General features: G+C 70.7%; 10 protein-coding genes and 1 pseudogene. 1 reads left to right on the top strand and 10 read right to left on the bottom strand.

Annotated elements, in window-relative coordinates; genetic code table 11:
• From FE633_RS45675 to FE633_RS45645, 7 genes and pseudogenes are all read right to left on the bottom strand, one after another.
• Window positions 1-1,705, bottom strand: a pseudogene (locus tag FE633_RS45675) (cation-translocating P-type ATPase); the annotation flags it as partial.
• A gap of 133 nt (window positions 1,706-1,838) precedes the next feature.
• A complete protein-coding gene (locus tag FE633_RS45670) occupies window positions 1,839-2,198 on the bottom strand; it encodes an MmcQ/YjbR family DNA-binding protein (RefSeq protein ID WP_138051054.1) in 360 nt (119 codons plus the stop codon).
• A 4-nt stretch (window positions 2,199-2,202) separates the two neighbouring features.
• Window positions 2,203-3,522 (bottom strand): hemolysin family protein, encoded by a 1,320-nt coding sequence (locus FE633_RS45665; protein ID WP_138051053.1) that lies wholly within the window; start codon window positions 3,520-3,522, stop codon window positions 2,203-2,205.
• Complete coding sequence (gene ybeY / locus FE633_RS45660) at window positions 3,519-4,016, bottom strand: rRNA maturation RNase YbeY (protein ID WP_119100740.1); 498 nt, start codon at window positions 4,014-4,016, stop codon at window positions 3,519-3,521. Before ybeY ends, FE633_RS45665 begins: the two co-directional genes overlap by 4 nt.
• A gap of 13 nt (window positions 4,017-4,029) precedes the next feature.
• Window positions 4,030-5,082 (bottom strand): PhoH family protein, encoded by a 1,053-nt coding sequence (locus FE633_RS45655; protein WP_138051052.1) that lies wholly within the window; start codon window positions 5,080-5,082, stop codon window positions 4,030-4,032.
• A 144-nt stretch (window positions 5,083-5,226) separates the two neighbouring features.
• A complete protein-coding gene (locus tag FE633_RS45650; protein WP_171060403.1) occupies window positions 5,227-6,339 on the bottom strand; it encodes a carbohydrate kinase family protein in 1,113 nt (370 codons plus the stop codon).
• 239 nt (window positions 6,340-6,578) lie between these two features.
• Window positions 6,579-7,874 (bottom strand): glucarate dehydratase family protein, encoded by a 1,296-nt coding sequence (locus tag FE633_RS45645; RefSeq protein ID WP_138051051.1) that lies wholly within the window; start codon window positions 7,872-7,874, stop codon window positions 6,579-6,581.
• 139 nt (window positions 7,875-8,013) lie between these two features.
• On the opposite strand from FE633_RS45645, the gene FE633_RS45640 reads away from it, so the two are divergent.
• Window positions 8,014-8,835, top strand: a complete 822-nt coding sequence (locus tag FE633_RS45640; protein WP_138051050.1) for an IclR family transcriptional regulator — start codon at window positions 8,014-8,016, stop codon at window positions 8,833-8,835.
• 272 nt (window positions 8,836-9,107) lie between these two features.
• Here FE633_RS45640 and FE633_RS45635 read toward each other — a convergent pair whose 3' ends face one another.
• From FE633_RS45635 to FE633_RS45625, 3 genes are read right to left on the bottom strand one after another with little or no spacing between them, the layout of a single operon-like run.
• Window positions 9,108-10,103 (bottom strand): adenosine deaminase, encoded by a 996-nt coding sequence (locus tag FE633_RS45635; RefSeq protein WP_171060402.1) that lies wholly within the window; start codon window positions 10,101-10,103, stop codon window positions 9,108-9,110.
• Between the two features lie 20 nt (window positions 10,104-10,123).
• On the bottom strand, window positions 10,124-11,029 hold the full coding sequence (locus FE633_RS45630; protein WP_138051048.1) for a ribonuclease Z: 906 nt from the start codon (window positions 11,027-11,029) through the stop codon (window positions 10,124-10,126).
• Between the two features lie 6 nt (window positions 11,030-11,035).
• Window positions 11,036-11,389 (bottom strand): histidine triad nucleotide-binding protein, encoded by a 354-nt coding sequence (locus FE633_RS45625; RefSeq protein WP_138051047.1) that lies wholly within the window; start codon window positions 11,387-11,389, stop codon window positions 11,036-11,038.
• Window positions 11,390-11,437: the final 48 nt, after the last annotated feature.

Raw genomic sequence — 11,437 nt, 5'->3', positions numbered from 1 at the left:
CGACGCCGAGGGCTGCTCGCGCCCCGGACAGCAGGGCCACCGCCGCGGCCGCGTCGACCGGTGCGTGCCGCACGCCGGGCAACAGCGTGCGGCGGCCGCGCCCGGACTCGCCGACGGCCACGAGCAGTCCCGACAGCGCGGCGCCGGACCGGGCCAGGGTCTGCGACCTGTGGCCGGTCACGCGGGCGGCCCGCACCGCGGTCAGCAGCCGCCACACGTCGGCCAGCCCGTGCAGGGCCACGACATCCGCACCCCACACGACCGCGCCGTCCTGGTCCGCGAGGGCCAGGGCCACGTCCCCGCCGAGCAGCCCGGACAGTACGTCGCTGTCGTCGGCCGACAGCAGCCGGGCGACCGTGATGACGGTCCCTTTCCCGTCGCGCAGCGCGTTCACCACCTCGCTCAACGGGCGGTCACCGGGCACGACGTGGTCGGCGAGAGTCGTGAAGTCGCTCAGCGCGGGGTCGTCCACCACCACGACGCGCAGCCCGGCGCGACGAGCCGCGTCCAGCACGGTCTCGGCCCACGGATCCGCTCCCGCGCCCGGAGTGCGCAGCGCGCTCGGATGCAGGACGACCGTGTCGGCCATCTCCAGCTCGCGCAGCCGCTCCATGTCGCGCACCAGCACGCCCGTCCGGGCCAGCGCGCCGCCCAGCACGGCGTGGAAGGCCGCGGGGCCGTAGCGCGCGGCCTTGGGCGAGCCCGCGAGGACCGCTTCCGCCGCCTCCGAGCCGTCGTGCTTGACCAGGAGCGTCGCCGCCGCGCCCAGCACACTGCCGGCGGAGGCATGGGCGGCGTACTCCTGGGCCGGGGACGTGCGCAGTGGTGGGCGGGGGGTGTGGTCCGCCGCCACGCTGATCCGGTCCGGTGCGCACACCTCGTCGTGGACCGTGTCGAAGGCGGCCGTGCGCGCCAGCGTCTCCGCCAACTGACAGGCGCGCAGGGCCCCGTCGAGCAGCAGGGAGGTCGGTGACTGGCCCGCGCCGTGGGCGGCCGCGTTCGCCGCGGCCAGCAGCATGTCCATGCCGGAGCGGCCGAGCCGGGCGCGCAGCAGGCCGCGGAAGCGCGGGTTCTCGCGCAGCAGCGTCACCACCGCGGTCACCATCCGGGGCGAGGGCGGCAGGCGCAGGAGGGACGCGATCAGCGCGGCTCCGGCGCCCACCCCGTCGATGGCGAGCACCGCCGCGGCGGCCCGTATGCCGGACGGGTCTCCCGGATGCTCGAACTCCTCCACCGACGTGTCGAACTCGGCGAGTCCGTGCCGGGCCGCGAGGGCGATCGCCTTCTCCACCACCTCGTCGGTGAGCGCGTCCTCGGTCGCGGCCACCACCAGCCGTGCCAGCCCGCCGTCCCAGTACGCGAACGCCACGTCCGGGTGCTCCGCCAGGGCCGCGGCCAGGTGGTGCCCCGGGTGCTCCGCCCCGCCCTTCTCCGGCACCCGTTCCGGCTCCGACGGCCGCAGCGCGAGGTGCGCCCGCGCGCCGGACCTCCAGTGGGGGGAGCCGCCCGGCAGCGCGTTGCGTGCGACGCGCGCGACCCGCACCACGGTGTCCGCGCCTCGTACGCCGGCCCGCGCTGTACTCGCCACCGCTCCGGCGGCCGCGCCCATCGCGGGCGCCACTCCGCGCGCGAGCAGCCGGGGCCCCTCCGGCACGAGCCCCCCGGCGGTGGCCGAAGGGCGCGTCTTCAGCAGTCCCGGAGCCATGGCCCACCTCGCCTCTCGAGAGATCGTCTCTCGTGACTTCGCCTGTCCTGAGATCGCCTGTCGCACGGGCCGAGTTCCCGCAACGCGGGTGGTCATCCGTTCGGCGAGGGCCCAAGAACGAGGGGCGAGATCCTCAGGGACGGTCCAGGCGGAGCCGCTCGGCGCGGGGAAGTCCGGCCACGACCAGGTCGTACGAGTCCTCGATCAGCTCCTTGACCAGCCGGTCGGGAAGCTCCCCGTCCACCGTGACGGTGTTCCAGTGCCGCTTGTTCATGTGGTACCCGGGCACGATCAGCCCCGGATACTCGTCCCGCAGGCGTACCGCGTCCTCCGGGTCGCACTTGAGGTTCACCGTGAGCGGGCGGGCGTCCAGGTGGGTCAGCGCGAAAAGCTTGCCCAGCACCTTGAAGACGGAGATGTCCGGGTTGAACGGAAAGTCCTCGACCGCCGCGTTGAACGAGAGGCAGAAGGCGCGCAGGGTCTGGGGAGTCACTGGGTCACTCCGGCTTCTTCTCCTCTTCCTCCTGGCGTACCACCAGGCCCTCCGGCTCCACCGGCTCCACCAGGACCGTGACGATCTTGTTCCGACGGCCCGCCGCGGCCTCCGCCGTGAGGCGCAGCTCGCGCTCGTCGGGGAGCGAGACCGCCGACGAGGCTCCGGCGATGGGCACCCGGCCCAGCGCCTTGGCCAGCAGCCCGCCCACCGTCTCGACGTCCTCGTCGTCGTACGCCTCGAAGCCGTACAGCTCGCCGAGGTCGCCGATGTCGAGGCGGGCCGTGACGCGGTAGCGGTCGTCGCCGAGGTCCTCGATCGGGGGCAGCTCGCGGTCGTACTCGTCGGTGATCTCGCCGACGATCTCCTCGAGGATGTCCTCGATCGTGACGATGCCGGCCGTGCCGCCGTACTCGTCGATGACGACGGCGACGTGGTTGCGGTCCTGCTGCATCTCGCGCAGCAGGTCGCCCGCGTTCTTCGTGTCCGGTACGAAGGCCGCCGGACGCATCGCCGTCGAGACCAGCTCGCTCTCCGCGTCCCGGCTGATGTGCGTCTTGCGGGCCAGGTCCTTCAGGTACACGATCCCGACGATGTCGTCCTCGCTGTCCCCGGTGACGGGGATGCGCGAGAAGCCCGACCGCAGGGCGAGGGTGAGCGCCTGCCGGATCGTCTTGTAGCGCTCGATGACCACCAGGTCCGTACGCGGGACCATGACTTCCCGTACGAGCGTGTCGCCCAGCTCGAAGACGGAGTGCACCATCCGGCGCTCGTCGTCCTCGATGAGGGACTCCTGCTCGGCGAGGTCGACCATCGCGCGCAGCTCGGCCTCCGAGGCGAACGGACCGCGGCGGAAGCCCTTGCCGGGCGTCAGCGCGTTACCGATCAGGATCAGCAGCGGCGGGATCGGGCCCATGACGCGCGCCAGGGGCAGCAGGACGTACGCCGCGGCCGTCGCCGTGTTCAGCGGGTGCTGGCGGCCGATGGTGCGCGGGGAGACGCCGACCGCGACGTACGAGACGAGGACCATCACGCCGATGGCGACCGCGAGGGCCTCCCAGGTCTCGTCGAACTCGTTCAGGCAGGCGTACGTGACGAGCGCGGCGGCCGCCATCTCGCAGGCGACGCGCACGAGCAGCGCGACGTTCAGATAGCGGGTCGGGTCGGCGGCGACCTGGGCGAGCTTGGCGCTGCCGCGGCGGCCGGAGCGTACGGCCTCCTCCGCGCGGAAGCTGGAGACGCGCGCGAGGCCCGCCTCCGCGCAGGCGGCGAGCCAGGCGACGACGACCAGCGCTATCGCGCCGAGGACGATTTGCGGACTCATGACACGGTCGGGGCCGGGGAGGGGCCGGTGAGGCCCTTCTCCGCGCGCCAGCCGTCCACGATGGCCGCCTGCAGACCGAACATCTCGGCCTTCTCGTTCGGCTCCTCGTGGTCGTAGCCGAGCAGATGCAGCACTCCATGGACGGAGAGGAGCTGGAGCTCCTCGTCCATGGAGTGCTGCGTCGGCGCCTCCTTGCCCTGCCGCTCGGCGACCTCGGGGCAGAGCACGATGTCGCCGAGCAGACCCTGCGGCGGCTCGTCGTCGTCCTTGGACGGCGGCCGCAGCTCGTCCATGGGGAACGACATGACGTCCGTCGGCCCGGGCAGGTCCATCCACTGGATGTGGAGCTGCTCCATGGCGGCGGCGTCCACGACGATCACCGAGAGTTCGGAGAGCGGGTGGATGCGCATCCGCGCGAGCGCGTAGCGGGCGATGTCGAGGATCGCCTGCTCGTCGACCTCGGTTCCGGACTCGTTGTTGACGTCGATCGACATGGTCGCGCTGGGTCTACTTCCGTTTGGTGCGGCTCTTGTGGGAGCCGTTCTGCGTGCCGTTCTCACTGTCGAACTTCTCGTAGGCGTCGACGATACGGCCGACCAGCTTGTGCCGTACGACATCGTGGGAGGTGAGCCGCGAGAAGTGGACGTCCTCGACACCCTCCAGGATCGCCTGGACCTGACGCAGTCCGGACTTCGTGCCGTCCGGCAGGTCGACCTGGGTGACGTCACCCGTGATCACGATCTTCGAGTCGAAGCCGAGCCGGGTGAGGAACATCTTCATCTGCTCGGGGCTCGTGTTCTGCGCCTCGTCCAGGATGATGAAGGCGTCGTTCAGCGTGCGGCCACGCATGTAGGCGAGCGGCGCCACCTCTATCGTCCCCGCCGCCATCAGCCGGGGGATCGAGTCCGGGTCCAGCATGTCGTGCAGGGCGTCGTAGAGCGGGCGCAGATACGGGTCGATCTTCTCGTACAGCGTGCCGGGCAGGAAGCCCAGACGCTCGCCGGCCTCGACCGCGGGGCGGGTCAGGATGATGCGGTTGACCTGCTTGGACTGCAGGGCCTGGACCGCCTTGGCCATGGCGAGATAGGTCTTGCCCGTGCCGGCGGGGCCGATGCCGAAGACGACCGTGTGCTTGTCGATCGCGTCCACGTACCGCTTCTGGTTGAGCGTCTTGGGGCGGATCGTGCGGCCACGCGAGGACAGGATGTTCTGTGTGAGCACCTCGGCCGGGGTCTCCGCGGGGCCCTCCCCGTTCTCGCTCGCCCTGAGCATGGCGATCGAGCGTTCCACGGCGTCCTCCGTCATCGGCTGTCCGGTGCGCAGCACCAGCATCATCTCGTCGAACAGACGTTGGACGAGGGCGACTTCTCGGGCGTCGCCGACCGCACTGATCTCATTGCCCCGGACGTGGATGTCGGCCGCCGGGAAGGCCTTCTCGATCACGCGCAGGAGGGCGTCTCCTGAACCCAGCACGGTCACCATGGGGTGCTTGGGCGGGACGGTGAACTGCGCTTTCGCGTTTCCCTGGACAGGGCTCTGCGCTGTGGGTGTATCAGTCATGGGCCGGCTCTGTAGGCCTTGCTCGTCCTCCTCGTACGGGGCGCTAGCCGAAGGGTTGCCTGTGCACTGCCCAGGGTACGTCGCGGCACTGACATCGCCGTAGGTGTTTTCGTGCAACCGTTCCCCAAAGGCCCCGGGAACGGTTCATGCAGATCTGCGGAACCCGATGGTCGGTACGGCCCGCCTGCGCGGCCACGGTCTCGCCGTTCCCGCCGGGAGCAGTTGCTCCAGAAAGGCGTATCGCCGCAGCGCCGCCGGGTCCTGGTCCTCGTACGACTGGACGCGGCGCCACCAGGCGGCGATCTCGGACCAGTCGGGGGCCGACAGGGAGCCGCCGAACTCCTGGACCGAGAGGGCCGCCGTCAGGCCCGCGAAGGCGAGGCGGTCGGCGAGGGGCCAGCCGGCCAGGGTGCCGGTGACGAAGCCGGCCACGAAGACGTCGCCGGCGCCTGTGGGGTCGAGGGCCTCGACGGCGATGGCGGGGACCTCGGCGGTCTCGCCGGTGCGCCCGTCCACGGCGTACGCGCCCTCCGCACCGAGGGTGACGACGGCGACCGGTACGTGGTCGGTGAGCGCGCGGGCGGCGGCGCGGGGGCACGTGGTGCCCGTGTAGCGCATGGCCTCCTCCGCGTTCGGCAGGAAGGCCTCGCAGTGGGCGAGGTCGGGGAGTCCGGCGAGGTCCCAGCGGCCCGTGTCGTCCCAGCCGACGTCGGCGAAGATCCGGGTGCCCTTGCTCGCGGCCTGCACGATCCACGGCGCGCGCGTGCCGGGCGCCAGCGCGGCGATGGCGGCCCGCGCGCGGGGCGGGCACTCGGGGGCCGGTTCCTCCGGGGGCGGCTCGTGGCCGTGGCTGACCATGGTGCGCTCGCCCTCGTACGCCATGGAGACGGTGACCGAGGAGTGCCAGCCGGGCACGGTGCGCGAGGCCGACAGGTCGATGTGCTCGCCCTGTTCGAGGGCGTCCCAGCAGTACTCCCCGTAGTGGTCGTCGCCGAAGGCCGCCGCCAGCGACGTACGCAGGCCGAGGCGGGCCAGCGCGGTCGCCATGTTCGCGACACCGCCGGGGCTGGACCCCATCCCCCGTGCCCAGGACTCGGTCCCGCGCACCGGGGCGGAGTCGAGCCCGGTGAAGATGATGTCGAGGAAGACGGTGCCGGTGAGGTAGACGTCCCAGGGCGGGTCGTCGGGGCTGCGCAGCCCGGCGAGCGGATCGACCTGGGCCTGGGCGTACGGTCCCTCTCCGTGCGGCGTGGTCACGGTGCGCTCCCCTGACGTGGTGCGGACTGAGGCCAGTGTGCACCATTTTTTTGGGGGCTCGGTTCGCCTCCGGGGCGCTGCAGCCGGTGTCGAGAGGCCGATCGTGCTCGACCCTCCTTCGTCGGGCCTCCGCGCGTTCGGCCTCTCGACACCGGCGCGCCCCTTCGGCTCACTCGCCGTAGGGTGCCCTCTTTCTTCGTTGGGGTCTGTGCGGCGCCACCGTGAGCCGGTGTTGCTGATTACCAGCGGGGGACGGCCGGGGCGACCCACTCGGGATCGGCGACCCGCATGGCGGCCGCGTCGTCGCGGTCGCGCAGGGAGCCGTCGTCATCGAGCCACCGCCGGTGCAGGAACTCCAGCCTGTCCCGGTCGAGTTCGACGCCGAGACCGGGCGCGTCGGACACCTTCACCGAACCGTCCTCGAAGGTGAGGCGTTCGGTGAGCACGTCCTCGGACTGCCAGGGGTAGTGGGAGTCGCAGGCGTGGTGGAGACCTGGGACGGTCGACGCGACATGGGTCATCGCGGCAAGGGAGATCCCCAGATGGGTGTTGGAGTGCATGGACACCCCGACCCCGAAGGTGCGGCAGATGGCCGCGAGTTCACGGGTGTTGCGCAGCCCTCCCCAGTAGTGGTGGTCGGACAGCACCACCTGCACGGCCCCCTGCGTGAAGGCCTCCTGGATCTCCGCGAAGGTGGTCACGCACATGTTGGTGGCGAGGGGGACGTCGGTCCTCGCGGCGACCTCGGCCATCGCGGACGTGCCGAGCGCGGGATCCTCCAGATACTCGAGTACGTCTCCGAGTTCCTCCGCGACCCTCAGCGAAGTCTCCACGGACCAGGCGCCGTTGGGGTCCAGCCGGAGCGGATGACCGGGAAAGGCATCGGCGAGGGCCCGCACGGCGGCGATCTCCTCGTCCGGCGGGAAGACCCCGCCCTTGAGCTTGAACGACCTGAACCCGTACCGCTCGGTGAACTTCCGCGCCTGCTCGACGACTCCCGCAGGATCGACGGCGGCCCCCCAGTCGTCCTTCTCGCAGGCGACGCCCTCGGGGTGGTCGTCCCACTTGTAGAAGAGATAGCCGCTGTACTCGACCTTGTCGCGCACCTTGCCGCCCAGCAGCACGTGCACGGGCAGCCCGAGCGCCTTGCCCAGCGCGTCAAGACAGGCGACCTCGAATCCCGAGACGACGGACAGTCGCAGCTTGTCGGCGGTCTGCACTCCCCGCAGCCCACCCACGTCGACCTGTTCCCGCACCCGCGCCTGATCGACCACGACCTCGTCCGCGACGACGAACAGCCCGTTCAGGTCACTGACCTGACGCCCGGTCAACTTCTTGGCGAAGGGCCGGGCCAGCTCCAGATACTTGCTGTCCCCGTACGTCTCACCGACACCGCTCACGCCCCCCGCCGTGACGACCTCGATGATGAGACGCGGCGTGTAGGGCTGGTGCACGCCCTGCGTGTTCAGCAACGGAGGGTCGGCGACCAGGATCGGGGTCAGGCGGACTTCGGCGATGGTCAGCTCGGGGTTCACAGGGCGGCTCCTACGAGGTCGAGTCCGGTGGTCAGCAGGTCCATCTCCGTATGTAGATGTCATCCATGTATGAAGATGGAGGTTAGATAGGCGAATGCACACCGTCAATGGGGCCGCACCGCCCGATTACGATCGGCACATGTCAGAGCCCACAGACGAGCGCGACGTGCGCGACCAGCGCGACGAGCGCGGTGTCCGCGAGGTGAAATCAGCCGCCCGCACGGTCGAACTGCTGGAGCTGCTGGCCGCACGCGGAGACCGCCCGGCCCGCCTCCAGGAACTCGCCGACGAACTCGGCGTTCCGCGCAGCTCGATGTACGCCCTGCTGCAGACCCTGATCACCCGCGGCTGGGTCCGCACGGACATCACGGGCTCGCTCTACGGCATCGGCATCCACGCCCTGCTCACCGGCACGAGCTATCTGGACTCGGACCCCCGGGTCCGCGTCGTCCGCCCCTACCTCGACGAAGCGTCGGAGGCCCTGGGCGAGACGATCCACATGGGCCGGCTCGACGGCCGGGACGTCGCGTATCTGGCGACGCGTGAGTCCCATGAATACCTGCGCACGATCAGCCGCGTGGGCCGCCGCCTTCCCGCTCACGCGGGTGCCCTGGGGAAGGCGCTTTTGGCCGAACGGCCGGACGAGGACCTGCCGCCCGGGCCGTACGCATCGCTGACGCCCAACACCCATACGGACCGGGCGTCCCTGGCCGCGGACCTCTCCTCCGTCCGCTCCCAGGGCTACTCCGTCGACCGCGAGGAGGGCGTCCTGGGCATCATCGGCTTCGGCTTCGCCCTCCACTACGACGTTCCCGCCGTGGACGCCATCAGCTGCTCGGTTCCGGTGTCGCGTCTTACTCCGGAGCATGAGCGGCACATTGTCGTGATCATGCGGGAGATCAGGGCGAAGATCGAGGCGGTGGCCTCCGGCTCGATGACAGCGCGGCCGAACTGGCGCTGACCCCTGCCGGGGGTGACCGTGGAAACAGAGGGCTCCGCCCCCTGCCCCCCATCTCGCTCGCACTTCGGCTGCGGGCCGGTCGTGGCTGATCGCGCAGTTCCCCGCGCCCCTGAAGGGGCGTGCCCCCATCCGCAGTCGCCCACGCGCGGGAGGGGGAAGGGGGTGGGTGGGTTTCGCACTTCGGCTGCGGGCCGGTTGTGGCTGGTCGCGCAGTTCCCCGCGCCCCTGAAGGGGCGTGCCCTCACTCACGCGCGGTTGGTCACCGGGGTGGCCTAGGGTGCGAACTCGTATGCCTCGACCTCCGCGAGGTAGCGAGCCCGGCGTTCCTCGTCATCGTCGAGGAAGGACGCGACGAACGAGTTTCGGGCCAGCTCGCGCAGGCGCTCTCGCGAAAGGCCCAGCGCGTCCCGTACGGCAAGGAAGTTGTCCCCCACGTAGCCGCCGAAGTACGCGGGGTCGTCGGAGTTCACCGTGCACAACAGCCCCGCGTCGAGCATCGCCGGCAGCGGATGGTCCGCAAGGACGTCCACCGTACGCAGCCGCACGTTCGACAGCGGGCACACCGTCAGCGGCACGCGCTCCCGCACGAGCCGCTCCACCAGCGCCGGGTCCTCCACACAGCGCAGCCCGTGGTCGACACGCTCGACCCCGAGCACATCGAGCGCCTCGGCGATGTACGAGGGCGGCCCCTCCTCCCCCGCGTGAGCAACCCGCCGCAGCCCCAGCGCGGCCGCGGCCTCGTACACCTCACGGAACTTCACCGGCGGATGCCCGACCTCGGCGGAGTCGAGTCCGACACCCACGATCCGGTCGAGATACGGCCGTGCCGCCTCCAGCGTCTCCATCGCGGACTCGGCGGACTCGTCGCGCAGGAAGCACATGATCAGCTGCGTGGAGACCCCGTGCACGGCCTCGCTCCGACCGAGGGCCCGCCAGAGCCCCTCGACGACCGTCCCCATCTCCACACCTCGCGCCGCATGCGCCTGCGGATCGAAGAAGATCTCCGCGTGCCGCACCCCCTGCTCCGCGGCCCGTGCGAGATACGCGTCGGCCAGATCCGCGAAGTCCTGCTCGGTGCGCAGCACGGCCATCAGCTCGTAGTAGAGATCGAGGAACGACTGGAGGTCACTGAACTGATAAGCCTTGCGGAGCTCTTCCGTATCGGCGTACGGCAACTCGACGCCGTTGCGCGCGGCAAGCGGGAACGCCAGCTCGGGCTCCAGCGTGCCTTCGATGTGCAGGTGCAGTTCGGCTTTGGGGAGGGGCATTACCGCATCGTACGGGCCGTTCACACCCGTTTCGGAACCGGCACCCGCAGCAGGTCGTGCGCCACCGTCAGCTCTCCCTCGAACCCGGCGGCACGGGCCTGCCGCTCGAACTCCTCGGGCTCGGAGTACCGCTGGCTGAAGTGGGTCAGCACGAGATGTCGTACACCCGAGTCCCGAGCGATCCCGGCCGCCTGACCGGCGGTCAAATGTCCGTGTTCGACGGCGAGTTCCACATCCGCGTCGAGGAAGGTCGACTCGATGACGAGCATGTCGCACCCTTCCGCGAGGGCGTACACACCGTCGCACAGCCGGGTGTCCATGACGAAGGCGAACCGCTGCCCGCGCCGGATCTCACTGACGTCGTCGAGGAGGACACCGCCGAGGGCACCCTCCCGTTGGAGCCGCCCCACATCCGGCCCCTTGATCCCGTGCGAGGCGAGCAGGTCGGGCAGCATCCGCCGCCCGTCGGGTTCGACGAGCCGGTAGCCGTACGACTCGACGGGGTGGGAGAGCCTGCGGGCCTCCAGGGTGTACGACTTCGAGGACGCGAGGACGCCGTCGGCGGCGACCGGGGCTTCGGTGAGCCGGGCGGTCTCGCGGTAGGCGGTCGCGTACCGCAGACGGTCGAAGAACCGCTGGCCGGACTGCGGATAGTGGGCGATGATCTCGTGCGGCACGCGGTCGAGGTTGATGCGCTGGATCACTCCGGCGAGTCCCAGCGAGTGGTCTCCGTGGAAGTGCGTGACGCAGATCCGGTGCAGGTCGTGCGCGGCGGCCCCGGCACGGATCATCTGCCGCTGCGTGCCTTCGCCGGGATCGAAGAGCAGGCCTTGCCCGTCCCAGCGCAGCAGATAGCCGTTGTGGTTGCGGTGCCGGGTCGGGACCTGGCTGGCGGTGCCGAGGACCACCAATTCACGTACGGACACGTCGGGTTATCCCGGGGGCCACTGCAGGCCACGGCCGCCGAGGACGTGGGCGTGCGCGTGGAAGACGGTCTGGCCGGCGCCGCTGCCGGTGTTGAAGACGACGCGGTAGCTGTCGAGCTTCTCGTCGGAGGCGACCTCGCCGGTCTCGCGCACCACGTCGGCGAGGATCGCCGGTTCGGCGTTGGCGAGCGCGACGGCGTCCGGGTGGTGGACCTTCGGGATCACCAGGATGTGGGTGGGTGCCTGAGGGTTGATGTCGCGGAAGGCGACGGTCGTCTCCGTCTCGCGGACGACGGTCGCCGGGATCCTCCCTGCGACGATCTTGCAGAACAGGCAGTCGTCCTGCGGTTCCCCTGCCATGTTTGGCCTCCTCACGCCCGGTTGATCGTTACCTCGGCATCGTATCGA

It is taken from the genome of Streptomyces montanus (assembly GCF_005786655.1).
Taxonomy (GTDB): Bacteria; Actinomycetota; Actinomycetes; order Streptomycetales; family Streptomycetaceae; genus Streptomyces; species Streptomyces sporangiiformans.
This window is presented reverse-complemented; position numbering and strand designations above follow the sequence as displayed.